This window comes from Geothrix paludis, from assembly GCF_022808815.1.
Taxonomy (GTDB): domain Bacteria; phylum Acidobacteriota; class Holophagae; order Holophagales; family Holophagaceae; genus Geothrix; species Geothrix paludis.
This window is the reverse complement of record NZ_JAKZLC010000001.1, coordinates 1,039,982-1,066,157: the sequence shown is the minus strand read 5'-3', so window position 1 is coordinate 1,066,157 and position 26,176 is coordinate 1,039,982. Positions and strand designations below refer to the sequence as shown.

The 26,176-nt window shown below is 70.7% G+C and carries 15 protein-coding genes and 1 pseudogene; 9 read left to right on the top strand and 7 right to left on the bottom strand.

The window, feature by feature from the left end:
* Window positions 1–41: 41 nt before the first annotated feature.
* From MLE64_RS04825 to MLE64_RS04810, 4 genes are read left to right on the top strand one after another with little or no spacing between them, the layout of a single operon-like run.
* Complete coding sequence (locus tag MLE64_RS04825) at window positions 42–1,817, top strand: HD-GYP domain-containing protein (RefSeq protein ID WP_243316660.1); 1,776 nt, start codon at window positions 42–44, stop codon at window positions 1,815–1,817.
* A 21-nt stretch (window positions 1,818–1,838) separates the two neighbouring features.
* The gene (locus tag MLE64_RS04820) at window positions 1,839–2,363 is read left to right on the top strand and encodes a type II secretion system protein (RefSeq protein ID WP_243316659.1); all 525 of its coding nucleotides are present in this window, start codon (window positions 1,839–1,841) and stop codon (window positions 2,361–2,363) included.
* 10 nt (window positions 2,364–2,373) lie between these two features.
* Window positions 2,374–3,510 (top strand): D-alanyl-D-alanine carboxypeptidase/D-alanyl-D-alanine-endopeptidase, encoded by a 1,137-nt coding sequence (locus MLE64_RS04815; protein ID WP_243316658.1) that lies wholly within the window; start codon window positions 2,374–2,376, stop codon window positions 3,508–3,510.
* 40 nt (window positions 3,511–3,550) lie between these two features.
* Window positions 3,551–4,456 carry a DMT family transporter gene (locus MLE64_RS04810; protein WP_243316657.1) on the top strand — a complete coding sequence of 302 codons (906 nt, stop codon included), beginning with the start codon at window positions 3,551–3,553 and terminating at the stop codon, window positions 4,454–4,456.
* 1 nt (window position 4,457) lies between these two features.
* Here MLE64_RS04810 and MLE64_RS04805 read toward each other — a convergent pair whose 3' ends face one another.
* From MLE64_RS04805 to MLE64_RS04795, 3 genes are read right to left on the bottom strand one after another with little or no spacing between them, the layout of a single operon-like run.
* A complete protein-coding gene (locus MLE64_RS04805) occupies window positions 4,458–5,747 on the bottom strand; it encodes a carbohydrate porin (RefSeq protein WP_243316656.1) in 1,290 nt (429 codons plus the stop codon).
* Window positions 5,748–5,750: 3 nt separating this feature from the next.
* Window positions 5,751–7,052, bottom strand: coding sequence for an ABC transporter ATP-binding protein (locus MLE64_RS04800; protein WP_243316655.1), 1,302 nt, complete (start codon window positions 7,050–7,052; stop codon window positions 5,751–5,753).
* Between the two features lie 7 nt (window positions 7,053–7,059).
* A complete protein-coding gene (locus MLE64_RS04795) occupies window positions 7,060–8,805 on the bottom strand; it encodes an ABC transporter permease (RefSeq protein ID WP_243316654.1) in 1,746 nt (581 codons plus the stop codon).
* Between the two features lie 285 nt (window positions 8,806–9,090).
* On the opposite strand from MLE64_RS04795, the gene MLE64_RS15715 reads away from it, so the two are divergent.
* Window positions 9,091–12,255, top strand: a complete 3,165-nt coding sequence (locus tag MLE64_RS15715; protein ID WP_279342874.1) for a protein kinase domain-containing protein — start codon at window positions 9,091–9,093, stop codon at window positions 12,253–12,255.
* Here MLE64_RS15715 and MLE64_RS04785 read toward each other — a convergent pair.
* On the bottom strand, window positions 12,252–12,605 hold the full coding sequence (locus MLE64_RS04785; protein WP_243316653.1) for a hypothetical protein: 354 nt from the start codon (window positions 12,603–12,605) through the stop codon (window positions 12,252–12,254). The genes MLE64_RS15715 and MLE64_RS04785 overlap by 4 nt on opposite strands.
* Before the next feature lie 43 nt (window positions 12,606–12,648).
* Complete coding sequence (locus tag MLE64_RS04780; protein WP_243316652.1) at window positions 12,649–13,599, bottom strand: AAA family ATPase; 951 nt, start codon at window positions 13,597–13,599, stop codon at window positions 12,649–12,651.
* 110 nt (window positions 13,600–13,709) lie between these two features.
* On the opposite strand from MLE64_RS04780, the gene MLE64_RS04775 reads away from it, so the two are divergent.
* From MLE64_RS04775 to glgP, 3 genes and pseudogenes are all read left to right on the top strand, one after another.
* The gene (locus MLE64_RS04775) at window positions 13,710–17,990 is read left to right on the top strand and encodes an amylo-alpha-1,6-glucosidase (RefSeq protein ID WP_243316651.1); all 4,281 of its coding nucleotides are present in this window, start codon (window positions 13,710–13,712) and stop codon (window positions 17,988–17,990) included.
* 26 nt (window positions 17,991–18,016) lie between these two features.
* Window positions 18,017–19,906 (top strand): annotated as a pseudogene (glgB, locus tag MLE64_RS04770) (1,4-alpha-glucan branching protein GlgB); the annotation flags it as partial.
* A gap of 30 nt (window positions 19,907–19,936) precedes the next feature.
* Window positions 19,937–22,060 (top strand): alpha-glucan family phosphorylase, encoded by a 2,124-nt coding sequence (gene glgP, locus MLE64_RS04765; protein ID WP_243316649.1) that lies wholly within the window; start codon window positions 19,937–19,939, stop codon window positions 22,058–22,060.
* 4 nt (window positions 22,061–22,064) lie between these two features.
* Here the strand turns inward: glgP and glgA are convergent, their stop codons facing one another.
* Window positions 22,065–23,495 carry a glycogen synthase GlgA gene (gene glgA, locus MLE64_RS04760; RefSeq protein ID WP_243316648.1) on the bottom strand — a complete coding sequence of 477 codons (1,431 nt, stop codon included), beginning with the start codon at window positions 23,493–23,495 and terminating at the stop codon, window positions 22,065–22,067.
* Between the two features lie 3 nt (window positions 23,496–23,498).
* Window positions 23,499–24,758 (bottom strand): glucose-1-phosphate adenylyltransferase, encoded by a 1,260-nt coding sequence (gene glgC, locus MLE64_RS04755; protein ID WP_243316647.1) that lies wholly within the window; start codon window positions 24,756–24,758, stop codon window positions 23,499–23,501.
* A gap of 249 nt (window positions 24,759–25,007) precedes the next feature.
* On the opposite strand from glgC, the gene MLE64_RS04750 reads away from it, so the two are divergent.
* Window positions 25,008–26,156: a thiolase family protein gene (locus MLE64_RS04750; RefSeq protein WP_243316646.1), complete on the top strand. Its 1,149-nt coding sequence runs from the start codon at window positions 25,008–25,010 to the stop codon at window positions 26,154–26,156.
* Window positions 26,157–26,176: the final 20 nt, after the last annotated feature.

Below are 26,176 nucleotides of genomic sequence, written 5' to 3'. Positions count from 1 at the left end.
GGTCTGCCATGATGGGCCTTCTTTCGGTCTGGATGCGTCCCATGCCGGTGTCCCCCCTCATCCTCGGTGAAGCGCTGGCGAATCGCTGCTCCCAGGTGCTCTACCGCTGCATGGAAGAAGTGGGCAGCACCAAGGGCGCCCTCTACCTCCGCGTGCCCGGGCAGGGCGCCTTCGAGGTGGTGAGCTTCTACGGATGGCCGCGGGGCACCCGCCCACCCGTATCCATCCCGGAGGGCCATCCGCTCCTGGTGAGGACCCAGCGGGCGCGCCGCACCTACGTGGTGAACGATGCGTCGGAATCGCCGGAGCTGTCCGCCTTCGGCCAAGGCGGGGAATGGCCCCGCTACCTCATCACGCCGGTGTATCTCCAGGGCGACTGGGTGGGCCTCCTGATCCAGCGGGACCGCATCAAGGGCGGAACCTTCGAGGTGGAGCGGGACGAACCGCCCACCCTGGCCATCTGCGGGGACCTTGTAGCGGCGCTGAAGGAATTCCACTTCTTCGGCGGCGCCCGCGCGGTCAGCCCCGCGCCTCCCATCGGCCCGGGCGTGGTGCCGGAAGGCCTGCCCACCGCGGCCGATCTCCTCGAGGAGCTCGCGCCTGCGCCGGAACCGCTCCTGGCGCCGGCCCGGCCCACCGAGCACTCGCGCGCCCCGGGGCCGGGGGTCCACTCCGCCGGTCCTTCGACCCGGGAGCGCCTCTACGGCTTCCCCGGTGGCAGGGAAGGCTACGGTTCGCTTCCCTGGGAGCCGGACCGCTCCCTCAGCGGCTGGGTGGCCCCCGCCCCGGCGAATCCGGATCGCCAGAAGGGCATGGTGCGGCCCGAGCAGCGGACCTTCTTCTGGGAGATCGCCGGGCTCATCAGCCAGATCCTGCCGGCCACCGCCGTGGCGCTCTGGATCGAGGATCCCGAGGAGATCCGGCCCATCCTGGCCTTCAGTACGCTGCCCCTGTCGCCGGACCTGCAGCAGCAGATCCTTGCCCACGCCACCTTCCACCTCCCCACGGTGAGGGAGCCGGACCTGCGCCTCATCACCCGGACCGAGATGCCGGAAGTGCCGCCGCTGACGGGCGCCTTCGCCACCTACATGCCCCTCCTGCTCAACGAGACACCCCAGGGGCACGACCTGGTGATGGTGTTCCGCCTGGAGGACCAGTCCTTCTCCCTGGCCGAGATCGAGGCCATCCGCCAGCTGAGCCGGGTGCTGGCCCTCCACCTGCAGGAGGCGCGGCTCCACGAGCGCTACCACCAGGCCTTCCTGTCCGTGAGCCATCGCATCCTGCAATCCAGCGAGATCCGCGTGCCCAACCTCCGGCCCCACAGCCTGGCCACCGCGCGCCTGGCGAGGGATCTGGCGCTTCTGCTCGATCTGCCCACGGAGGAAGTGGAGGCGGTGAGCATCGCCGCCATGCTCCATGACGTGGGCCTGCTGCTGCTGGACCCCCAGATGCTCGCCAAGCCGAAGCTGAGCGACGAGGAGATGAAGAAGGTCCGCAGCCATCCGGAGCTGGCGGCGGTCTTCCTCAAGGACCTGCGGTTCCCCTTCGATGTGGTCCGCATGATCCGCCATCACCACGAACACTGGGACGGCCGGGGCTACCCGGACGGCCTGCGGGAGACGGCCATCCCCATGGGCAGCCGGATCATCGGCCTCATCGAGGCCTACGAGGTCATGACCAGCGGGAAGGGATACCGCCGGCCCCAGGGCTTCCGCCAGGCGCTGGCGGAGCTGCGTAACGAGGCGGGTTCCCAGTTCGATCCCGCCGTCGTGGAAGCTTTTGGCGAGCTCATGGCACGTAAGGGGGAACGGGCCTGATATTTTAGGCCTGGAGCATTCATGCGGACCGCCTCCCCATTCCGTACCCAGCGCGGCTTCACCATGGCCCTCGCCCTGGCCATGGCCGTCGTGATGGGCGTGATGCTCATGAAGGCCGGTCCCGTGATCAGCGCGGAGGTCCAGCGGGAGAACGAGGCCGAGCTGATCTTCCGGGGCGAGGCCATCGCCGCGGCCCTGCGGGTCTATTTCGCGAAGAACAACCGCTACCCCACGGATCTGGACGAGGTCATGAAGGTCAGGCCCCACATCCTGCGACAGAAGTACCGGGATCCCATGACCAGCAATGGCGAGTGGGAATACCTCACGCAGGTGCAGCCCGGAGCCTCCGGCGACACGCAGGGGCTGCCCATCGTGGGCGTGCGCAGCCGCTCCGAGAAGGACAGCATCCACGCCTACCAGGGCAAGACCCTGGTGCGGGACTGGCTGTTCAGGGCCGACGAGAACCTGCTGGGAGGCAACACCACCGAGAACGAGCGGACCCGGCGCAGCCTCCGGGGAACCACGCCGACCGTCTCGAAGCCCTGAGGTCCCGGGCGTGGCGATTCGGCTTCTCATCTTCCTGCTGCTGTGTGCGCTTCCCTCCCGTGCCCAGGGTTTCCGGACCTGGGTGAGGGGCCTGGAGGCCCGCGGGGTCACGGTGTCCGCGGGGATCTGGGACGTGGACACGGGCAGGGCGCTGGAGCGCCATGATGACGGCGTGTCCCTTGTGCCTGCCAGCACCACCAAGGTGGTCACCACCTACGCCCTGCTGAAGACGCTGAAGCCCGACACCACCATCGAGACCGAGGTCTGGGGCGACCTGAGGGACGGCGTGGTGCAGGGGGACCTCGTCTTCAAGGGCGATGGCGATCCGCTCTTCACCAGCGAGCGCGTCTGGATGCTGGCCCAGTCCCTGAAGAAGGAGGGCCTCCGGCGGGTCCTCGGCACCGTGCGCCTGGACCAGAGCGCCTTCGACGCCCAGCGGGAGCCCCAGGGCTGGGAGAACACCTCGGTCGACACCCTGCCCGTGGTGCGGGCCCTGTCCGTGGATTTCAACCGGGACGACCGGGGCCGCATCCTCGAGGATCCCGACCGCCAGGCCCGGGAGATCATCCTCAGGATCCTGCGGGAGACCGGCATCACGGTGGAGGGCGGCGCCGCGGGGCCGGAGGTGCCGCGCAAGCTGGCCACCTGGACCTCGCCGCCCCTGCGCGCCCTGGTGCAGGACATCAACAAGTGGTCCAACAACTTCATGATCGAGATGCTGACCCGCCGCTTCGGCGCGGGCTCCTGGCCCCGGGGCGTCCAGCGTATCCAGGCCTTCTACCAGTCCGCCTTCAACCTGGGGCCGGAGGCCATCCGGATCACGGATGGCTCGGGCCTCAGCAAGGAAAACCGCCTCTCGGCCCGCACCCTGGCCATCATCCTGCGCGGGGCCTACCACGACTTCGAGGTGGGGCCGGAGTTCGTCTCGTCGCTGAAGATCATCGGCGGAGAACCCTGGAAGCTGAAGATCAAGGACCCCAACCTCACGCGGCGGATCCGGGTGAAGACGGGCCACCTCGATCGCGTCACCAGCCTGTGCGGCTACCTGCAGACCTTCGACGGGAAGGTGCGGGTGTTCGCGATCCTGCTGAACGGACCCACCCGGGACGAGGACGTCTGGGAGCAGGTCTCCCGCTGGGCGAACTGACGCCTTGCGTGTGCCGCGCATCGGCGGCGATCCTGGAAGGATGGATGAGACACGGGCGGGGACGCCGGATCCGAGAGGCCTGGCGGCCCTGATCCTCGGGGCTTCGCTCCTGGGGTTCGCGGCCATGCTCGTGCGCTGGGCGGCGCCCGCGGGACCGCTGGCGGTGGGCTTCTACCGCATGGTCATCGCCCTGCCGCCCGTGGCCTGGCTCGCCTGGCGGGCCCGGAACTCGGCAAGGCGCGAGGCCGGGAAGGCCCGTCTCTGGGCCGGTGTGGCAGGCCTCTGCTTCGTGGGGGACCTCTGGATGTGGCACTCGTCGCTCCATCACACGAGCGCCGCCAACGCCACGCTGCTGGTGACCCTGGCGCCCATCTGGGTGGCCGTGGTCTCCGTGGCCTGGCTCGGAGCGAAGCTGCGGCGCCGGTTCTGGCTGGGCGTGGCGCTCGCCCTGGGTGGCGCCCTCATCCTGGGCCTGGCCAAGGGCGCCCGCTGGGGCACGGGCCTGGGCGAGCTGCTGGGGGCCCTCGCCTCCCTGGCCTACGGGGCCTTCACGCTGGCCCTGGGCCGCGCCCGCCAGGAACTCAGCGCTCCGGAGGCCCTGTTCTGGGTGGTGCTCTGCTGCACGGCGGGGTTCGGGGTCCTGGGCCTCGCGCAGGGAGAGGCCTTTTCTGGCTATCCCGCCCGGGCCTGGTGGGCCCTGGCCGGCCTGGGTCTCGTCGTGCAGGTCGTGGCCTGGTGGCTCATCACCTGGGGCATCGGCCACGTGTCCACGAACCTGGGCGCCATGGGCCTCATGACCCAGCCCGTGGCCACGGTCATCCTGGGGTGGCTGCTCCTCGGGGAATCCGTGAAGCCCTTGCAGGGCCTGGGCACCCTGCTCGTGCTGGCGGGCATCGCGGCCTGCGCCTTCGCGCCGCCGGTGGCTTCCGGATCCGCGGAGCCGTAGGTCAGACGCTGAGGCGGAGCCGGAGGCCGAACACTCGGGCGGGGCCCCGGTCGCGGTTGTAGCCGGGGTTGCGGATCAGCTGCAGGTCTGGCGATAGGCGCAGCCAGGGGCGGGGAGCCCAGGCGTAGTAGATCTCGGCCACCTGCTCCCGGGCCGGGGAGAGCCGGCCGTCCCCGAGGACGAACCCGGTCCCGCCGGCGGCCAGGTAGGCCCGGTGCTCCCGCGACAGGTCCTGGATGGACAGCGCCAGGCCCCAGCGGTCCTCCGCCGCCCAGCCTCTGCCCTGGCCGCCGAAGGACAGGGAGCGGTCGGCCTCCGTGAAGGCGAAGGACTCGGTGTGCCCGTCGTTCCAGCCCGCCCGCAGGAAGAGGCCCGAGGCGCCGTCCGGGGCCAGGGGCTGCTCCAGGTTGAGCACCCAGCCCCGCTTCGCGCGGCCCGGCGCGCGGGTGGCGATGATGTCCGGGATGATTGCCTGGGCGAGGGCCGCCGCGTAGTCGCCCATGCGGGCGTGGTTCACGTAGCCGAGCAGGCGGACGACGGGTCCGCCTTCGGGCATGAGCGTGAGCTGGACGTTGTCGCTGTGGGCCCGGGCTAGCTCGCCGTCGAGCACGTTCCCGTTGGCCTCCGTGGGCATCTGGAAGCGGCCGAGGGCCAGGGCCCAGCTGGTGAGGCGCAGCTCCGCGGCCACGCCGCGGGTGTAGCCCCGGGTGTCCGCCGCGAAGTCCCAGGCGGGCGCGTTGAACAGGCTCCAGTTCATGAACTGCGTCCGGGGGGCTCCGGCGAAGGCGCTGGTGTCGAAGAGGTCGTTGGCCGCCAGTTTCCCGAAGGTGACCACCAGGCGCTGCGCGGGCACGCGCCCTGGAAGCTGATCCATGCCGCGCTCGACGGCCTCCTCCCCGCCGCCGAGGGGCAGGGTCCACCGGCCAAACAGCCGGGCCAAGTAGGGCGCCTGCCCGAGATCGGCAGAGCCCGCGCGGATGGCGTCGCCATTCGGAAGACCGGCGAGGCCCACCGTCCGCCCTACGCCCGAGCCCCGGAACAGCTCCACGTCCAGGTAGACCTGGAGCCGTGCTGTGAGCTGGGATCCGAAATAGGCCCCGTAGGTCTGCGTGACGGCGCGGTCCCCGTCCCCGGTGAGGCTGTTGGGGCCGGCATAGGGGCTGGCGAAGGGCCGCAGGTCCTGGCCGATGAACGTGGCCTGGAGGCCCAGCAGCCGGGGCATGGCCGACTGCGCGGCGAGCGCGGCGGGCAGGGCGAGGCCCAGCAGGAAGGCGCGAGCCTGGATCCGCACGGGCTACTCCGGCGTGAGGATGCCGCGCTCTTCGCGGTAGGCGAAGATCTCGCCGAAGCGGCCCCAGGTGACCAGGGTGTCGAAGGTCTGTTCCGAATTCTCCATGGGAAGGCGCTGCTGGAGTTCCGAAAGGAGCTCGTCTTCCTTGAGCTCGCCGTGATGCAGCTCGATGAGCTCCATCACCATCCGGAAGAGGCGGAGCTCCAGGAGCTGGGCCTTCCAGATGTCCTTGCGGTCATCCATGTTGGCGCGCACGAAGCGCTGGCCCAGGGCGTTCAGGATGACCTGCCGCTTGGGGGTGTCCACGAAATCGAGCATCTCCGCCCCCTTCACGGAGACGAGCACCTTCTCGAACGGCACGTGGGTGGCGGTGGCCACCTGGAACAGATCCGAGGTTCCGCCCTGGGTCTCCAGGTATTCGAGCAGGCCGAGGATGTCCGAGGAGGAGGTGGCGGGCAGCGGTTCGACGAGGTCCGGCAGCAGGCTGGGCTCCGGCGCGCTCACCTCGACGTCCGGCAGCTCCGCGCTGGTGATGATGTCGTGGAGCTGGTCGACCAGGCGCAGGAACTCGGGGCTCCGCATGTCCCGGGGGCGGGGCAGGGGGTTCTCGACGATGGTGCGCACGCGGCCCGGGTTGGCGGACAGCACCACGATGCGGTCGGCCATGTAGGCCACTTCCTTGATGTCGTGGCTCACCATGAGGATCGAGGAGGGGTTCCGCTCCGCGTCGTCCCAGATGTCCAGGATCTCGGCCCGGAGGCCCTCGGCCGTGAGGGCGTCCACATGGCTGAAGGGCTCGTCCATGAAGAGGATCTCGGGGTCCACGCTCAAGGCGCGGGCCATGCCCACCCGTTGCTTCATGCCGCCCGAGAGCTCGCGAGGGTAGGCCTCCTCGAACCCCTCGAGGCCCACGAGGCGGATGGCGCGGTTGGCCTTGGCCTTGATGGTCTCCTCGTCCAGCCCCTTGGCCTGGAGGACGGTCTTCACGTTGGATTCCACGGTCATCCAGGGGTAGAGCGCGAAGTTCTGGAACACGATGGCGACGCCCGGGTTCAGGCCCTTCATCTCCTCGCCGTGGTAGTAGGTCCGGCCCTTCGTGGGCTCGATGAGGCCCGCGAAGATCCGGAGGATCGTCGATTTCCCGCAGCCGGACGGGCCGATGAGGCAGGCGACCTCGTTGGCGCGGATGTCGAGGTTGATGTCCTCCAGCACGCGCAGGGGCTTGCCCGTGCCGCGCTCGAAGGACTTCTGGATGCCCTTCAGCTCGCAGATGACATCGTGGCTGGCGTTGACGGCGTGGATCATGTCGCCCTCACTTGGACAGGGAATAGCGGGTGCTGGCCAGCCGGTACAGGGGCTTCCAGACCATGCGGTTAAAGAGCACGACCGTTCCGGCGAGGACCAGGGTGGAGGCCGCCAGGAGGGCGAAGTCCTTGTCGGCCGTGGCCTGGCTCACGATGGCCCCCAGGCCGAAGGTCTGCAAGGTGTAGCCCTTCAGGGACACGTACTCGGAGACGATGCTGGCGTTCCAGGCGCCCCCCGCGGCCGTGAGGCAACCCGTGATCAGGTAGGGGAAGATGGCGGGGAAATAGAGCTCCTTGAAGCGCTGCCAGCGGCCGAAATTGAAGGAGGTCGCCACCTCGCGGAGGTCGCTCGGGATCGCGCTGGCGCCGGCGATCACGTTGAAGAGGATGTACCACTGGGTGCCCAGCAGCATCAGCACGATGCTGCCCCAGCCGAGGCCCACCTTGAGGGTCGCCAGCAGGGCGATGACGGTGGGGAACAGCATGGGGGCCGGGAACGAGGCCGCCACCTGCACCACGGGCTGGAAGATCCGGGACAGGCGGTCGGAAAGCCCGATGGCCAGCCCCGCGGGCAGGGCCCAGGCCACGCCGATGCCCATGGAGATCATCACGCGGGAGAGGCTCAGCGCGTCGGCCTTCAGGAGGCGGATCCAGGCTTTCCCGGGCAGGTGGGCCAGGAGGTGGTAGATGCCCACGGTCCCCACCAGCAGGAGGGTCGTGACCACCCCGAGGGCGCCCAGGGCCATCCAGGGGGCGACCTGTTCGGCCCTGCGGGTTCCGGTCCGCTCGCCAGCGCGATGGCGCAACCGGTGCGCCCGGATTCGGCGCCGGCGGGCGAGCCAGAGATCCCACCACCGGATGAGGCGGCTCCTCCTCACGAAGTCGAGGAACCAGCTCGAGGGGGCCTCGCTCTGGACCGTGTCCTCCACCTTGAAGCGCTGGGCCCAGACCACGATGGGCCGCCACAAAACCTGATCGAGGAACACGATCATGAGGATCATGGCGAGGATGGCGTAGATCTGGGCTCGGCCGTTGCCCTGCTCGACGGCCACGCTCATGTAGGAGCCGAGCCCCGGCAGGCGGAAGTCCTTGTCGCCCACGGTGAGGGACTCGTTGATCATGAGGAAGAACCAGCCGCCGGCCATGCTCATCATGGAGTTCCAGGCCAGGCCGGTCGTGGCGAAGGGCAGCTCGATCCACTTGAACCGCTGCCACCAGTTGAACCGGTAGACGGTGCCCGCCTCGTGGAACTCCGAGGGCACGCTCTTCAGGCTGTGGTAGAGGCTGAAGGTCATGTTCCACACCTGCCCCGTGAAGATCGTGAGGATGGCGGTGATCTCCAGGCCCACGTTGCTGTGGGGGAAGAGGGCCACCATCACCAGCAGCAGGGGCATGAGGAAGGTGAGCACGGGGATGCTCTGGAGGATGTCGAGGAGCGGGATCAGCAGGCGCTCCGCCCGGGCGTCCTTGGCGGCCCAGTAGGCGTATATGAGCGTGAACACGAAGGACAGCGCGTAGGCAGCCAGGCCGCGCATCATCGAGAAGAAGGTGTACTTCGGAAGGGCTAGGGGCGAGAGGTCCACCTGGATCTGGGGCCGCTGGAGGGCGGTCCATTCGTGCCCGAGCAGGATGAGGCCGTAGAGCATGCCGAAGGCCGCCGCGACGAGCAGCAGGTCCACCCATCGCCGGCGGCGGAAGGGCGCGAACAGGGCGTTGGCCTGGCCCCACATCGTGTCGAGGATTCGGTGCATCATGGCCGGTCCGGAGACTCGGAAGGGGCGCGGACGAGCGCGCCGCCATCCCATTCAGGGTGCGGATTCGGGGGAGCCGGGGATGGCCGCCTCAGCGGACGGCGCACCACGACGGAGGTTCAGAGATGTCGGATTGTCGTCCCATCGAACCTCCTTTCCGGCGCCGGGGCCATGGCCAGTCTGACCGCCCGGCACGGGGGGGGTCAACCCGGGAAGTGCTTCACCTGCAGCCCCAAAAGGGGCACCATGAACGGTCCAACGGGAGCGGAATCGTGCGTGAAGGCAGTCATGGCGACCGCTGAGGAGCGGGTGCTGGCCTTGGCCGTGGCCCGTGGCCTGCTCGAGCCCGCCGACGCCGCCTCCCGCGGGCTCGACGAGCTGGTCGCCGCCGGGCGCCTCGCGGAAGGGGACCGGCGGATGCTGGAGCAGGACCTGGCCGATCTGCAGGCGGCGGACTCGACCCACTGGTCCCTGGAGGTCACGGCCCAGGCACGGGAGACACCGGACGGGGCCCTGCCGGAAGTGGCCCTCCTGGCGGATCCGTCGGACCCCGCCCTCGAATCGGCCCTTCCCCCGGCGGCCCATCGGCAGAGCGGGATCTTCCGGGCCCGGACCCTGGAGCGCTGGGGCCGCTTCGAATCCCTGGAGCTGCTCGGCGAAGGCGGCATGGGCCGCGTGTTCCGCGCCACGGACTCGCGTCTCCGCCGGGTGGTGGCCCTGAAGCTCCTGCGGCGGGACGATCCTGAGCTCATCCGGCGGTTCATCCACGAGGCCCAGCTCCAGGCCCGGGTCGATCATCCCAACGTCTGCCGGGTGCATGAAATCGGCGAATGGCGCGGCCAGCCCTACATCGTCATGCAGTTCATCTCCGGCGAGACCTTCCTCCAGGCGGCCCGCACCCTGTCGCTGGAAGAGCTGCTCCGCCTGATGAAGGAGGTCTGCGAAGGGGTCCACGCGGCCCATCGCATGGGGCTCATCCACCGGGACCTGAACCCGGCCAACCTGATGGTGGAGCGGCTGGAGGACGGATCCACCCGGGCCAGCGTGCTCGACTTCGGCCTGGCGCGGGGCCTCGGCGAGGGGCGGCTCACGGAGACCGGCCGGGTCATGGGCACTGTCAGCTACATGTCGCCCGAGCAGGCCCGCGGGCACACGGCCCTGCTGGACCGCCGGACGGACGTCTACTCCCTGGGCGCCACCCTCTACGAGCTGCTGACCGGGAACCCGCCCTTCGAAGGGGAAGGGCTCGAGCGGATGTCGCGCATCGTGAGGGACGACCCCGTGCCGGTCCGGAGGCTGGTGCCCACGATCCCGGCCGACCTCGATACGGTGGTGCTCACCTGCCTCCAGAAGGATCCGCGCCGCCGGTACTCCACGGCCCGGGCCCTGGGAGATGACTTGCAGCGCATCCTGGACGGCGAGCCCATCCAGGCCCGCGCGGCCACGCGCCTGGAGCAGCTGGGGCGCTGGATTCGGAAGCACAAGGCCCTGGTGACGGCTTCGGCGGCGATCCTCCTCACCGCCGCCGTCTTCGGCGGATTCGCCCTGAGGGAGCGGCTGCGCGCCCAGGCCCAGGCCGCCTACGCCCAGCGGTTCGCCCAGGCCGCGGAACGGATCGAGGCCCTGGCCCGCTACCTGCGCATCCAGCCGACTAGGGACCTGACCCGGGACCAGGCGGATCTCCGATCCCGGGTCGAGGCGCTATCCCAGGAGGTCCAGGCCGCGGGATCGCTGGCCGCGCCGCCGGGCGCCTACGCCCTGGGGCGGGCGCGCCTGGCCCTGGACGATCCCGCCGGGGCCCGGACCCAGTTGGAACGGGCCTGGGCCCTGGGGTTCCGGACGCCGGAGGCGGCCCATGCCGAGGGCCGGGCCCTGGCCGCGATCTACCAGATCGAGCTGGGCAAGGCCTCGGCCCTTCCGGATCCGGAGCTGCGCCGGCGCCGGCTCGATGAGCTAAAGGAGACGCTGAGGATGCCCGCCGCGGATTGGCTGCGCCGGGGCGCCAGCGCCAGCCTCGAGCCCCAGGCCTTCCGGACGGGCCTGCTCATGCTGATGGAGGGCCAGCCCCAGGAGGCGATCCGGCTGGCGCGGGAGGCCCAGGCGCAGGCTCCCTGGTTCTACGAGGCCCTGCGCCTGGAGGCTGAGGCCTGGCTGGTCCAGGCCCGCTTCGCCCAAGAAGCGGCGGTGGCCAGCCCGGCCCTGGAGGCCGCAGGCAGGGCCCTCGCGGAGGCTGAGCTCAGGGCCCCCTGCGACGTGGACCTCCTCGAGCTGGATCTGCGGCGCTGGCAGGAGGCGGTGGCGCAGGGCTGGCAGACCGGGGCGGACCCGGAGATCCCGGTCCTGGCCCAGGTGGCCGTGGCCGACCGCTGGGCCCGGCTCGAGCCCACCGCGGCCGCGCCCTTGGCCTGGCGGGCCCGGGCTCGCGGGGAGATGGCGCGGTTCCTGGCCTTCCGGGACAAGGATCCCGGAGCCTGGCTGATCCGGGCCAAGATGGACGCGGAAGAGGCTCTCCGCAGGGATCCCGGCGAAGTCGAGGCCTCCGCGGCCCGGGCCTCCGTGCTCCGGACCGAGGGCTTCCGCCTGATGAGCCAGGGGGAGGATCCCTCGCCGCGGCTGCAGGAGGCCATGGCCGCCGCCGATCAGGGCCTCCGCCAGGATCCGGCGCACATCGTCCTCATGAACATCCGCAACTCCGCCCTGCTGGCCTGGATCGACCATGCCCGCCTGAGGGGCACGTACCAGCGCGCCGCCGCGCTGCCGTACCTTCAGCAGGCCCGGGCGGAGGCGAAGGCGCACCCCGGCGATGCGTACTTCCAGGCGAACCTCGGGGGTGTGGCCCTGGCCGTCGCTAGGGCCGAGGTGGATTCCGGCGGAGATCCCTCGGCGGATGCCGAAGAGGCGGTCCTGGCCTACGAGGCCGCCCTGAAGACCCAGCCCCGCCATGTGGGATTCCACCGGGGCATCCTCATGGCCCGCGCCGCCCAGGCCCGGGCGATGACCTGGGACGGGCGAGATCCCGAGGTTGTGCTGGCCCAGGCGCGAACCGAGTTCCAGCGGGCCAGGGAAGCTCAACTCCCGTTGGCTACCCTGGCGCCTTATGTCATGGACGCCCTGCTTTCTGCCGCCACCAGGGCTCAGACGCAGGGCCGGAATGGCCGGGGCTACCTGGATGAGGCCAGCCAGCTGCTCCCCCACCTGGAATCGACCACGGAGGATCCGGTGGAGCTGGGCACCATCCGGCTCCACTACATCGTGCTCATGCTGCGCTCGGGTTCGACGGACCTTCGTGGGTCGGGGGAGGCCGTGGCCCGGTCGCTGGTCCGGCTCCGGCCTGTGAACCCGTCCTTCTGGATGACCCTGGCCGAGTTCCGGGATGCCTGCGGCGACGCCGATGCCGCGGCCCAGGCCCGGGCCCGGGGCAGGGCCCTGAATCCGAAGGGCCGGTTCTTCTAGCCGTTCGTCGGGTTCATGGTGCTCTTGCAGAGGAACGCCGGGGTCGTGCCATCGGGTTTGGGCAGGGTCCAGAGCTGGTCCACCACGGCAGGGTTTATCAGGATGTCGGGCTGGTCGCCGATGAGGCTCACGGCCTGGGGAAAGTGCTGGAGGAAATCCTCCCGGGTCATGCGCTTGCCTTCCGCCGGACCGCCCTTGTCGTAGAACTTGCGGAACACCTGCACGGCCCGGTCGCTCCACACGAGCGCATCGGAGGTGGTGGGATCGATGACGTGGGCCTGCGTCGTGCCGTCGGGCATGAGCACGTCCAGGGTGATGCCGGTGATTTTGGGCCGGGGTGCGGTGGGCATGGGACCTCCTGTGGGATGAGCCGGAGGGTGGGCTCGGTCCGGCTCAGGGGCGGGGCACGGCTTGGAGCAGCTGGGCGATGACCTGGTCCGTGGTGGCGCCGTCGGCCTCGCTCTCGAAGGTGAGCAGCAGGCGGTGGCGCAGCACGTCTGGCGCCAGGTCCACCACGTCCTGGGGCAGCACGTGGTCGCGGCCCTGGAGGTAGGCCAGGGCGCGGGTGGAGGCCTGGAGCGAGAGCGAGGCCCGGGGACTGGCGCCGCAGCGCAGCAGCTCCTTGCCCTTCCACACCTTGCCGTGGCCGGGCCGCGTGGCCTGCACCAGCTTCACGATGTAGGTGCGGATGGCGTCGTCCAGCCGCACCTTCTGGGCTTCGCGGCCTGCGGCCAGCAGGCTGGCGGCGTCCACCACGGGGTTCACCTCGTCGCCGTTCAGGTGGGCGCGGCGCAGGACCTCCACTTCCTCCTCGGCCTTGGGGTAGTCCACCCGGAGCTTGAAGAGGAAGCGGTCCATCTGGGCCTCGGGCAGGGGGAAGGTGCCCTCCTGCTCCAGGGGGTTCTGGGTGGCCAGCACCAGGAAGGGATCCGGCAGGCGGAAGCTCTCCTCGCCCAGCGTGACCTGCCGCTCCTCCATGGCCTCCAGCAGGGCGGCCTGCACCTTGGAGGGGGCCCGGTTGATCTCGTCCGCCAGCACCAGGTTGGCGAAGATGGGGCCGCGCTTGGGCGTGAAGGTGAGCTGCTTGGGATCGAACACCAGGGTGCCCACCACGTCGCTGGGCAGCAGGTCCGGCGTGAACTGGATGCGGTGGAAGCTGGTGTGGCTGGCCGAGGCCAGGGTCTTGATGGTGCGCGTCTTCGCCAGGCCCGGCAGGCCCTCCAGCAGCACGTGGCCTCGGCAGAGCAGGGCCACCACGAGGCGGTTGAGCAGCTGGGGCTGGCCCACGATCACCTTGCGGCATTCGGCGAGCAGGGGTTCGAGGGCGGCGGAGGCGTTGGACATGGTGCGACCATTCTGACCGGCCCCCTCAGGGCCTGGGAACCCGCAATCGGAGGATCCGGCAGAGGGGCCTGGTCGGGCGTACCATGGGGGCACGTCCGCCCGGGGGAGCGATGCTCCGACCCGCCATGACACCCGCGCCTGGGGACCACGTCGTGCGCTACGTGGGCGACCGTTTGCGCGTGGACCTGGCCCACCCCGCGCCGGGGCAGGCCGGCTGGCGGGCCTTCCTCCGCACGAACCTCACCCGGGGCGACCGCGCCCGGGAGGAGATCCTGGCGCGGGCCGGCACCCTCCCGGGCGAGGCCCGCACCTTCGCCGGGGCCGCCTGGCGGGACCTGCCCCTCCAGGCCGAAGAGGGCGGCTGGTCCCTGGACCTGGCCCTCACGGAGCCGGGCCCCTTCCGTGCCAAGGCCTACGCGGTGGACTCCGCCGGCTACCAGCACTGGCCGGCGGGGGACGACCTGGGCGTGAGCGTCCTGCCGGACCGGCTGCGCACGGCCAACCTCGTCTACTGCGCCTTCCCCCGCATGTTCGGTCCCGCCCGCGCCTTCCGGGAGACGCGGGATCCCGCCCGGGAGGCCGCCTGGGCGGAGCTCGACGGGCAGGGGATGACGGTGATCCCGCCCTCGGGCACCCTGCGGGACCTCACGGCCTGCCTGCCCCACATCTTCGACACGCTGGGCTGCCGCATCCTGCACCTGCTGCCGGTGGGGCCGGTGCCCACCACCTTCGCCCGCATGGGGCGCTTCGGCAGCCCCTACGCCCAGCTGGACCTGACGGCCATCGACCCGGCCCTGGTGGTCTTCGACCGGCGCACCACGGCCGTGGACCAGTTCCGGGAGCTGGCGGACGGTGTGCACCTCCGTGGCGGAAGCCTCTTCCTGGACATCGTGGTGAACCACACGGGCTGGGGCTCCCGGCTGATGGAGACTCGTCCGGAATGGTTCCGCCGCGAGCCGGACGGGAGCTTCCACAGCCCCGGCGCCTGGGGCGTCACCTGGGGTGACCTGGCGGAGCTGGAGGGCGGTCCGCCGGCCTTCTGGGAGACCGTCGCCGAGTCCCTGCTCACCTGGTGCCGCCGCGGGGTGGACGGCTTCCGCTGCGATGCCGGGTACCTGGTGCCCATGCCTGTCTGGCAGTACCTCGGCGCCCGGGTCCGGCGGGAATTCCCCGACTGCGCGTTCCTCCTCGAGGGCCTGGGTGGAAGCTGGGAGGACACGGAGCGACTCCTGGGCGAGGGCGGCCTGCAGTGGGCCTACTCGGAGCTGTTCCAGAACTACGAGCCGCGCGCCGTGGCAGCCTACCTGGACCACTGCATCCGCCAGGCCTCGCGGATGGGCCCCCTGGTGCACTACAGCGAAACCCACGACAACGACCGCCTGGCCGCGCAAGGGGCCGCCTGGTCTTTGATGCGCACCCGGCTCTGCGGCCTGGCGAGCCACAGCGGGGCCTACGGCTTCACCGCCGGCGTCGAGTGGCTGGCGGCTGAAAAGCTGGATGTCCATGAGGCCCGGGGCTTGGCCTGGGGCGCCGAGCCGAACCTTGTGCCGGAGCTGGCGGCCCTCCATCGCCTGCTGGCGGAGCATCCCTGCTTCTTCGACGGCGCGGCGGTGGCGCGCCTGAGCCCGGAGGATTCGCCGGTGCTGGCCCTGGCCCGCCGCTCCGCCGAGGGCCAGGACCGCTGCCTGGTGCTTGTGAACCTGGATGTGCGCGAGCCCCGGGAGCTGGTCCTGGCGGAGGCGGTCTGGACCGGCCTGGGCGCGCCCGCTCGGGACCTGTTGGGCTCTCCGCCGGAGATCCGGCGCTCCGACGGTCGCGTGCGGGTCGTCCTCCACCCCGGCGCGGCCCACTGCCTGGCGGACCGGCCTGCCCCCGCAGGGCTCTCCGGCGAGGCCTATCGCGCCCGGCGGGCCCAGGCCGCCTGGGGCTTCCAGCGGCTGGCTGAGGCCATCCCCGCCGAGGCCATCGGGCCCTGTGACTGGCGCCTGCTGGCGGCGTGGGTGGACCGGGATCCCGCGGCCTTCCTGGCAGCCCTGCCGCGCCTGGACCCGGTGCGGGCCTCGGCGGACCTGCTTGGCGCCCTGGACGCGGCGGCGAGCGGGGAACGCTATCCCGCCGTGGTCCGCTGGGGACCCGGGGATGCCGCCCGTATCCTGCCCGTGCCGCCGGGACACTGGGTCCTCATCGAGGATGCCCTGCCGTTCTCCGCGACCCTCCGCAGGGCGGGGGCCCTGGATCTGAACCTGCGCTCGATCCCGGCCGGCGGCCGGCACCTCGCCGCGCTGCCCCCGCGGTCCGGCGACGCGGCCGGCCTGGCGGACCTCCACCTGGACCGCTTCGGCGAGGAAGGGCCCCCGATCCGGGGCCAGCTCCGGTTCTGCCCGACGCTCCCGCGCTTCTCCGGCCACGGGGAACAGGGGCTGGCCCTGCTCACCAATGGCCGCGGTGGTATGGCCAGGCTGCACGCGGACCTGGGGGCCATCGCCTCGAAGTACGACTGCCTGCTGGGCGCGAACCTGCACCCGGACCTGCCCTGCGACCGCCAGGTGCTGGCGAAGCGGCTCCGGGCCTGGGTCATCGCCGACGGGTTCCTCTCGGCCCTCGGGGCGGACAACCTCGAGCGCTTCGAGCCCGGTCCGCCGGTCCGCTGGCGCTTCCGGGCCCACGCCGGGGACGGGCGCACGGTGCCCGTCCACCTCGAGGCCGAGATGCCGGAGGGCCGGAACGCCGTGGTGCTGCGGTTCAGCCGCGGGGTGGAGGAGGAGATCTCCGGAGAGGTCCGCGTGGACCTCACGGTGCGGCTGGACCTGGAGGACCGCAGCTTCCACGAGGAGACCTCCTGGAGCCCGGAGCTGGACCGCCACTTCGTCGCAGCCACCACTCCGCTGAGCGGCCGGCCGGGCTTCCAGGTCCGTCTGGCGCCGAACCGCGAGCTGCGCGCCTGGAGCGAAGGGGGGGCCTACCACCCCGAGCCCGAGTGGTGCCGGGGCATCCCGCATCCGGTGGAGGCTGGCCGGGGGATGCGGGCTCAGGGGGATGCCTGGAGTCCCGGCTGGTTCGAGCTGCCCCTTCCTCCGGGCGGCAGCCTGTCGATCACCGTGGATGCGGATCCGCGGGAGCGGTCCGCGAGGATCACCCTGGAACCGCCCCTCTCCAACAGGCCCGGGGCGGACAGCTTCGGCCGGCAGCTGGAGACCGCCTGCGCGGCCTTCCTGGCACGCCGGGGGGCGGGGACCACGGTCATCGCGGGCTATCCCTGGTTCCTCGACTGGGGCCGCGACACCTTCATCGCTGTGCGCGGACTGCTGGCCGGGGGCTGGATCCGCGAGTCCCTGGAGATCCTCCGGACCTTCGGCGCCCTGGAGCGGCAGGGCACGCTGCCCAACCGCCTGGCGGCCTCGGAGGACGGGGACCGCGACACCTCCGACGCGCCGCTCTGGTTCGCCCTCGCCCTGGCGGAGGCCGCCGCCGTTTTGGGTCCCGATGTCTATGCGGCCGACGCGGGAGGGCGGCCCCTGGGGTCAGTGCTGCACAGCATAGCGGCGGGCAACTTGGCGGGCACGCCCAACGGCATCCGCGTGGATCCGGCTTCCGCCCTGGTCTGGAGCCCCGCCCACTTCACCTGGATGGACACGGCCCATCCCGCCGGCACGCCGCGCGAGGGCTACCCGGTGGAGCTGCAGGCCCTCTGGATCCGCCTGCTGCGCCAGCTGGCGCGGCTCGATGGCGAGGCTTCCGGGCGCTGGGACACCCTGGCCCTCCAGGCGGAGGCCTCGCTGGACCGCTTCTGGCTGCCCGCCTCCGGCTGGTACGCGGACCTGCTGGCCGCGCCGGCGGGGCTGCCTGCGGCCCAGGGCGTCCCCCAGGAACACCTGCGCCCGAACCAGCTCTTCCTCGTGAGCCTGGGACTCCTGCAGGGGGCCCGCGCCCGCCGGGTCGTGGAAGCGGCCCAGCGTCACCTGCTGGTGCCCGGCGCGCTGCGGAGCCTGGCGCCGCTTCCCGTGGCCTCGCCGCTGGAGATCCGCGACGCCGCGGGCCACCTGCTGAACGACCCGCGGCACCCGTACTGGGGCCGCTACGAGGGCGACGAGGACACCCGGCGCAAGCCCGCCTACCACAACGGCACGGCCTGGGTGTGGCTGCTGCCCACGTTCTGCGAGGCCCTCGCCGCCGCCTGGGACCAGGCGCCCGAGGCCGTGGCCGCGGCCCGGGCCATCCTGGGAACCCTTGAGACGCCGCTCGCGGAGGGCTGCGTGGGCCACCTGCCCGAGCTGCTGGACGGCGACGCCCCGCACGCCCAGCGGGGCTGCGACGCCCAGGCCTGGAGCGCCACGGAGGCGCTGCGGGTGTGGATCCAGCTGTCCGGAGGCCTCTGGAGCGGAGGACGCTGATGCCACGGAACCCGTTCCCGTCGCGGCTGGGGCCGCTGGACCACCACCTGCTCGCCGAGGGCACGCACCGCCGGGCCTACGAGAAGCTGGGCGCCCATCCGATGGTCCTGGACGGCGTGGCGGGGACGGCCTTCACGGTCTGGGCGCCCAACGCCCGCCGGGTGAGCGTGGTGGGGCCCTTCAACGCCTGGGACGGCCGCCGGCATCCCATGCGGCCCAGCGACGCCGGCGTGTGGGAGTGCTTCATCCCGGAGGTGGGGCCGGGCGAGCTCTACAAGTTCGAGCTGCACGGCCCGCGGGGGAACCTGCTGCCCCTGAAGGCGGACCCGTACGCGTTCCGCTGCGAAGTTCCGCCCGGCACGGCCTCCGTGGTGCACGGCCTGGGCGACTACGCCTGGGGCGATGCCGAGTGGATGGCGGCCCGGGGCCGCGTCCCCATCCACCGGGCACCATTCAGCGCCTACGAGGTGCACCTGGGCTCCTGGCGCCGCCGCCCGGACGGCCGCTACATGAGCTACCGCGAGATCGCCGAACAGCTCATCCCCTACGTGCGCTACCTGGGCTTCACCCACGTGGAGCTGCTACCGGTCGGCGAGCACCCCTTCTACGGCTCCTGGGGCTACCAGCCGCTGGGCCTCTTCGCGCCCACGGGGCGCTACGGCACGCCGGAGGACTTCAAGGCCTTCGTGGACGCCTTCCACCAGGCGGGTCTCGGGGTGGTGCTGGACTGGGTGCCCGCCCATTTCCCGGGGGACGCGCATGGCCTGGCCTTCTTCGACGGGACGCACCTCTACGAGCATGCCGATCCCCGCCAGGGCCGTCACATGGACTGGGGCACCCTGATCTACAACTACGGGCGTCGGGAGGTGCAGACCTTCCTCATCTCCAACGCCCTGTACTGGCTGGACCGCTTCCACATCGATGGCCTGCGCGTGGACGCGGTGGCCTCCATGCTCTACCTGGACTACAGCCGGAAGCCGGGCCAGTGGATCCCCAACCGCTACGGAGGTCGGGAGAACCTGGAGGCGGTGTCCTTCCTCCGCCGCTTCAACGAGACGATCTACGCGGAACACCCGGACACCTTCACCGTTGCCGAGGAATCGACGGCCTGGCCCATGGTCTCCCGGCCCACGTCCGTCGGCGGCCTGGGATTCGGCTTCAAGTGGAACATGGGCTGGATGCACGACACGTTGGGCTATTTCGCCCGCACCATGCTCCACCGGCGGTACCACCAGGATGAGCTGACCTTCAGCATGCTCTACCACGGCACGGAGAACCACGTGCTGCCGCTCTCCCATGACGAGGTGGTCTACGGCAAGCGGAGCCTGCTCGGCCGCATGCCGGGCAGCGAGTGGGAGCGACTGGCGAACCTGCGGCTCCTGCTGGCCTGGGCCTTCGCCCACCCGGGCAAGAAGCTGGTCTTCATGGGGACGGAGCTGGGCCAGACGCGGGAGTGGAACCACTCGACGGCGCTGGAGTGGGAGCGGCTCGACCAGCCGGAGCCCAAGGGCATCCACGATCTGCTCCGGGACCTGAACGCGCTGCACCGGGCGCGTCCGTCCCTCCACGAGGGCGACTGCGAACCCTGGGGCTTCGCCTGGATTGATTGCGGTGACCGCGCCAACAGTGTGCTCTCCCTGCTCCGGAGGGGCGCTGATTCCCGCGATGCCACCGTCGCGATCCTCAATTTCACGGCGATGGTCCACCGGGACTACCGCGTGGGCGTCCCCTTCCAGGCGGATTGCCGGGAGATCTTGAACACGGATGCCCAGGCCTACGGCGGCCAAGAGTTTGTAAACCCGGGGAGACTGCGTCCGGAACCCATCCCGCGGCACGGGCACGGCCGCTCGCTGGCCTTGACCCTTCCACCCCTCGGCGCGGTCTTCCTGGCGGCCGAGGCTGGAGATGAAGCGTAGAATACCCGCCAGAGAATCGAGGCCGGCGCCATGGAGATCCTGCGGCAGAAGCTCGAACGACTCACCCAGAACCTCTGGTGGACTTGGCGGCCCGAGGTACGCTCCATCTTCCGGGACCTGGACCTGGACCTGTACCAGCGCGCTCACCGCAACCCCATCTCCGTGCTGCGCCAGATCGACACGCGGCAGATGGAGAACCGGGCCATGGAGGTGGACGTGCCGGCGCGGATCGACCGTGCCCTGCGCCAGCTGGACGAGTTCCTGCATCCCGTGACCACCTGGGGCCTCTTCCACGCGGGCCCTCTGAGCACGCGGCCAGTGGCCTACTTCTGCATGGAGTTCGGCATCCACGAGTGCATTCCCATCTACTCGGGCGGCCTCGGCATCCTGGCCGGGGATCACCTGAAAGGCGCCTCCGACCTGGGCGTCCCCCTGGTGGGGGTCGGCCTCCTGTACCACCAGGGCTACACCAACCAGGTGCTGGATCCGTCCTTCTGGCAGCAGGACGTGCTGGAGCCCTTCGACCTGAAGGACCTGCCCCTGCGGCCCGCGCTAACCTCCCGGGGCGAGCCCGCCCGGGTGGGGGTGGAGATGCCGGGACGGACCGTCTGGGCCCAGGTGCTGGAGGCCTGCGTGGGTCGCGTGCGCCTCATCCTGCTGGACACCCGGGATCCCCAGAACAGCGAGGCGGACCAGGCCCTCGCGGCCCGCCTCTACGGCGGCGACCAGCGCACGCGCATCCAGCAGGAGCTGATGCTCGGTGTGGGGGGCGCGCGGGCGCTGCGGGAGCTGGGCATCACCGCCAGCGTGTTCCACCTCAACGAGGGGCACACCGCCTTCGCCATCCTGGAGCGGGCCCGGCACAGGGTGCAGGCCGATGGCCTGGAGCCCTGGACGGCGCTGAAGGAAGCGGCTGCGGCCACGGTGTTCACCACCCACACCTCGGTGGACGCAGGCCACGACCGGTTCCCGGTGGAGCTGGCGGAAGAGCACCTGCGCCCCCTGGCGGACGGGCTGAAGCTCCCGGTCCAGGAGGTGGCGAACCTGGGCCGCGTGAACCCCGGGGACCATGGGTCGCCCTTCATGCCCACGGTGCTGGCCCTCCGGCAGTCCAGCCGGGCCAACGGCGTGTCGGCCCTCCATGGCGTGGTGTCGCGGGCCATGTGGACGGGCCTCTGGCCCGGCCGGCCCGAGGCCCAGGTCCCCATCGGGCACATCACGAACGGCGTGCACGTCTCCACGTGGCTGGCCACGGAGATGGAGCAGCTCTTCGAGTCGCGCATCGGCATCAACTGGCTGGAGGGCATGGTCCACCACGACCTGTGGACGAAGATCGAATCCGTGGATTCGGCGGAGATCTGGGAGATCAAGCAGGTGCTGAAGGCCCGGACGCTGCGTTTCGTCCGGGAGCGGGTGGCCGCCACGCGCGCGCGCCTAGGCCTCCCACCCGTGGATCCGCCGCCGCTGGATTCCGACGCGCTCACCATCGGCTTCGCCCGCAGGTTCGTCTCCTACAAGCGCCCGGACCTCCTCTTCACGGACCTGGACCGCCTCGCCGCCCTGGTGAACCACCCGACCCGGCCGGTGAACCTCATCTTCGCCGGGCGCGCCCACCCCGCGGACCAGCGCGGCAAGGGCCTCATCCAGAAGGTCAACCGCCTGCTGGAGGACCCGCGCTTCCGGAACCGGATCGTGTTCGTGGAGAACTACAACATCCACGTGGGCCGCAACCTCTACCAGGGCGTGGACGCCTGGCTCAACAACCCCGTGCGTCCCCTGGAGGCCTGCGGCACCAGCGGCATGAAGGCGGCCATGAACGGGGCGCTTCACATCTCGGTGCTCGACGGATGGTGGGCGGAGGCGTTCGACGGGAAGAATGGCTTCGCGATCGGAAGCGGGGAGTCCCACGCCGATGGGGAGATCCAGAACCGGCGGGACACCGAGGCGCTCTTCCGGGTGCTGGAGGAGGAGGTGGTCCCCTGCTACTACGACCGCGACGCCGCCGGTGTGCCCCGGGCCTGGGTGAAGCGGGTGAAGCGCTCCATCCGGACGCTGGCCTGGCGCTTCAACTCCGATCGCATGGTGATGGACTACGTGCGGAACTGCTATCTCCCCGCCGCGGTGGCCGCCTCCTGCCAGATGCCTCCGGTCTGAGGGCTCAGCCTCTCCGCCCCGCCATTTCGCCGTAGAGACCGAGGTAGGCCTGGGCCGGGCGGTCCCAGCCCCTATCCTGGCCCATGGCCGCGCGCTGCATGGTCCGCCACGCGGCTGGATCGCTCCGGTACCGGGCGCAGGCGCGGTCCAGGGCACCGGCCAGGTCCGCGGCCGTGGCCTCCTCGAACACGAAGCCCGTGGCGGGAGGGCTCCCGGGTTGCGAGTCGTCTGGATCCAGGACGGTGTCGGCCAGGCCACCCGTGCGCCGCACCAGGGGCAGGGCCCCGTAGGCCTGGGCGTAGAGCTGGGTGAGGCCGCAGGGTTCCTCACGGCTGGGGACGAGGATCACATCGGCGCCGCCATAGCAGCGGTGGGAGAGGCCGGTGTCGTAGCCGATCCGCGACGCCACGCGCCCCGGATACCGGCGTGGCGCGGCGCGGAAAGCAGTCTCTAGAGCCCCGTCACCCTGGCCCAGGACCGCCAGCTGGGCGCCGAGGCGCGCCAGGTGAGGCAGGACCTCCAGCACGAGGTCGAGGCCTTTCTGGGGCGCGAAGCGGCTCACGATGGCGAAGAGGAGCGCCTCCGGATCCTCCCGCAGCCCCAGTTCCCGCTGGAGGGCCGCCTTGTTGAGCGTCCGGCGGTCTAGGCGGTCCAGATCGTAGGGGAAGGCCAGGTGGAGGTTGCCGGAAGGGGTCCACACGCCGGCGTCCACGCCGTTCAGGATGCCCGCCAGATCCCGCCCCCGCGCGGCGAGGAGGCCGTGGAGCCCGCCCTTCGAGGGATCCTGGATCTCCCGGGCGTAGGTGGGGCTCACGGTGCTGATGCGGTCGGCGTGGACCAGTCCGGCCTTCAGGAAGCAGATCTGGTCGTAGTACTCGAGGTCGGCCGGAGTGAAATGCTCCAGGGGCAGCCGCAGGTCCGGGAGGAGGCTCTTGGGGAAGATGCCCTGATAGGCCAGGTTGTGGATCGTGAGCAGGGCGGCGGGGCGAGGGCCGGGTTCAAAGGCCAGGTAGGCCGGGGCGAGGGCGACCGGCCAGTCATGGACGTGCAGGATGTCCGGGCGCCAGCCGTCGTCGCCCTCCTTCGCGAGCCGGGCCGCGACCCAGGACAGCGCGGCGAACCGCCGGGGCGTGTCCACGCGGTCCTCGTAGGGCGGTCCGCTCCCGAAGAAGGCGGGCTGATCCAGCAGGTAGACGGGGACGCCCGCGGGGGTACGGCCGAGAAGCAGGCGCGCGCCGCCGCCCATGAGATCCGGCAGCTGGCGGACCGGGGCCAGCGGAGCCGCCGCCTGGAGGAGGGCCGGGAAGCCCGGGAGCAGCAGGCGCAGGTCGGCGCCCCGGGCTCTCAGGGCCAAGGGAAGGGCGGCCATCACGTCCGCCAACCCACCGACCGTCACGTGGGGATAGAGCTCCGTGCCCGCGAAGAGGATGCGCATGCGTCAGGTTCCGAGCCGCTCGATCATCGCCTGGGAGACGAGGGTGACGCCGTTGGGAGTCCGGTAGAACCGGCGACCATCCGCTTCCGGGTCGAACCCGACGGCCAGACCCGCCGGGATGCGGCAGCCGCGGTCCACCACCACCCGCCTGAGGTGCGCGCGATGACCGATGTCGGCCAAGGGGAGGATCACGGATTCGTCGACGCGGCTGTTCGAGTGGATCCGGACCTGGGTGGAGATCAGGGAGTTGCGGACGTGGGCGCCGGAGATGATGCAGCCGGTGGAGACCAGGCTTCCGATGGCATAGCCCTGCCGGGCGGCGCCACTGAGGACGAACTTGGCCGGAGGCAGCTGCTCCTGGCGGGTGAAGATGGGCCAGCAGTCATCGTACAGGTTCAAGGCGGGACGGACGGAGACCAGGTCCATGTTGGCCTCCCAGTAGGAATCCACCGTGCCCACGTCCCGCCAGTAGGGTTCCGGGCTGGCCTCGTTGGGCACGCAGCTGCGCTCGAACCGGTGGGCGAACACCTTCGCGCGGTTCACGAGATTCGGAATCAGGTCGTGGCCGAAGTCGTGGCCAGTCTCCTCCTGCGCGCCGCGTTCCAACTCCTCGAAGAGGAAGGGGGCCTTGAACAGGTAGATCCCCATGCTCGCCAGGCATTGGGAGGGATTGTGCGGAATGCACGGCGGCTCCGCCGGCTTCTCGACGAAGGCGCGAACCCGATCGTCCTCGTCCACTTGGACGATGCCGAAGCCTTTGGCTGAGATGCGGGGCACCTCCAGGCAGGCGATGGTCATGTCCGCGTCGTGGTCCAGGTGGTCCGCCAGGAAGTACTTGTAGTCCATCCGGTAGACGTGGTCGCCCGCCAGGATGAGGACATTCAGCGGGTCGTAGCGGCGGATGTTGTCCAGGTTCCGGAAGACGGCGTCCGCGGTGCCGTTGTACCAGGCCTCCTTGGACATGTCCTGCTGGGCCGGCCAGACGTGGACGAACTCCTGGAGGGACCCGGGGAGGAAGCTCCAGGCGAAGTGGAGGTGCTCCAGCAGCCGGTGGGAGTTGTACTGCGTGAGGATGGCGATCTTCCGGAAGCCCGAGTTCACGCAGTTCGAGAGGGCGAAGTCGATGATCTTGAACCGGCCGCCGAAATCGAGGCCGGGTTTGGAGAGCCAGTCCGTGAGGTCGTGGAGGCGCCGCCCCCTCCCGCCGGCCAGGATCACGGTCAGGATGCGGCGGGGGCTGAGGTACGACTCCTTCAGGGGCATGAGGTCTCCCCGGGAGCGAACCTGCACAAGCCATCGCGGGGCAGACCCCTCATGGCGAGTGATCGGCGGCAGGGAAAGGTCGGTCCATCGTCAAACCCCGTCAAGGAGACGGGATGAGATTGGCGACCCTCTCATCATCCGACCCACGGTAGGGCCATTCCCGACCTACGGTAGGTGCTTTCTCTGGCGCACATGGCTGCTAGGCTCACCAAAACCCAGCTCTTCAGAGAGTCCCCATCCGGAGGTTCCATGCGATCCGCAGTCATCGTCGAAGCCAAGCGCACGCCCATCGGCCGGGGCGTCAAGGGCGCCTACGCCGCCACCCGACCCGAGCAGCTCGGGTCGGTGGTCATCGAGGCCATCAAGCCCCTGCTGAAGGACTGGTCCGGTCTGGAGGATGTGCTGGTCGGCTGTGCCATGCCGGAGGGCGAGCAGGGCATGAACATGGCCCGCCTCATCAGCTTCCGTGCGGGGCTGCCCATCACCGCTGGCGCCGCCACCATCAACCGGTTCTGCGGCAGCAGCCAGGAGACCATGCTCATGGCCGCCCGGGCCATCATGGCGAACCAGGGCGACCTCTTCCTCGCCGGCGGCGTGGAGAGCATGTCCAAGGTGCCCATGATGGGCTTCAACCCCAGCGTGGATCCCTACCTCACCGAGCACTACCCCGAGGCCTACTGCTCCATGGGCATCACGGCCGAGAACCTGGCCAAGGAGTACAAGATCAGCCGCAAGGACCAGGACGAGTTCTCCTACCAGAGCCACCAGAAGGCCGCGGCCGCCTGGAAGGCCGGGAAGTTCGAGAAGGAGATCGTCCGCTTCGAGACCAAGGGCCTGGACGGCAAGCCCGTCACCCTGCAGCAGGACGAGTGCGTGCGCGCCGACACTAGCCTGGAGAAGCTGGGCGAGCTGAAGGCCGCCTTCCTGGCCGACGGGTGCGTCACCGCCGGCAACAGTTCCCCGGTCACGGATGGCGCGGCCTTCCTGCTGGTGATGGAGGAGGGGCTGGCGAAGTCCCTGGGCCTCAAGGCCCGCGCCCGCATCATCGGCGGGGCCGTCGCCGGCGTGGAGCCGGACCGCATGGGCATCGGCCCCGTACCCGCCGTGAAGAAGGTGCTGGACCGCTTCGGCCTCAAGCTCGACCAGATCGACGCCATGGAGCTGAACGAGGCCTTCGCCGCTCAGAGTCTGGCGGTCATCCGCGAGGGCGGTTACGACATGGCCAAGGTGAACGCCTGGGGCGGCGCCATTGCCGTGGGCCACCCCCTCGGTGCCAGCGGCGCCCGCATCCTGACCACCCTGCTGAACCGCCTCGAGACCGATGGCGGCAAGTACGGCATCGCCACCATGTGCATCGGCGGCGGGCAGGGCATCGCGTCGATCATCGAGAAGCTCTGATCCAACCACGCGACACGACA

Bases quoted from the DNA above. Each gene is read 5' to 3' on its own strand.
- MLE64_RS04795 (WP_243316654.1), bottom strand. From the start codon at position 8,805: ATGATGCACCGAATCCTCGACACGATGTGGGGCCAGGCCAACGCCCTG.
- MLE64_RS15715 (WP_279342874.1), top strand. From the start codon at position 9,091: ATGGCGACCGCTGAGGAGCGGGTGCTGGCCTTGGCCGTGGCCCGTGGC.
- MLE64_RS04825 (WP_243316660.1), top strand. From the start codon at position 42: ATGCCGGTGTCCCCCCTCATCCTCGGTGAAGCGCTGGCGAATCGCTGC.
- MLE64_RS04780 (WP_243316652.1), bottom strand. From the start codon at position 13,599: ATGTCCAACGCCTCCGCCGCCCTCGAACCCCTGCTCGCCGAATGCCGC.
- MLE64_RS04750 (WP_243316646.1), top strand. From the start codon at position 25,008: ATGCGATCCGCAGTCATCGTCGAAGCCAAGCGCACGCCCATCGGCCGG.
- MLE64_RS04785 (WP_243316653.1), bottom strand. From the start codon at position 12,605: ATGCCCACCGCACCCCGGCCCAAAATCACCGGCATCACCCTGGACGTG.
- MLE64_RS04810 (WP_243316657.1), top strand. From the start codon at position 3,551: ATGGATGAGACACGGGCGGGGACGCCGGATCCGAGAGGCCTGGCGGCC.
- MLE64_RS04775 (WP_243316651.1), top strand. From the start codon at position 13,710: ATGCTCCGACCCGCCATGACACCCGCGCCTGGGGACCACGTCGTGCGC.
- glgC (WP_243316647.1), bottom strand. From the start codon at position 24,758: ATGCCCCTGAAGGAGTCGTACCTCAGCCCCCGCCGCATCCTGACCGTG.
- MLE64_RS04820 (WP_243316659.1), top strand. From the start codon at position 1,839: ATGCGGACCGCCTCCCCATTCCGTACCCAGCGCGGCTTCACCATGGCC.
- glgA (WP_243316648.1), bottom strand. From the start codon at position 23,495: ATGCGCATCCTCTTCGCGGGCACGGAGCTCTATCCCCACGTGACGGTC.
- glgP (WP_243316649.1), top strand. From the start codon at position 19,937: ATGGAGATCCTGCGGCAGAAGCTCGAACGACTCACCCAGAACCTCTGG.
- MLE64_RS04800 (WP_243316655.1), bottom strand. From the start codon at position 7,052: ATGATCCACGCCGTCAACGCCAGCCACGATGTCATCTGCGAGCTGAAG.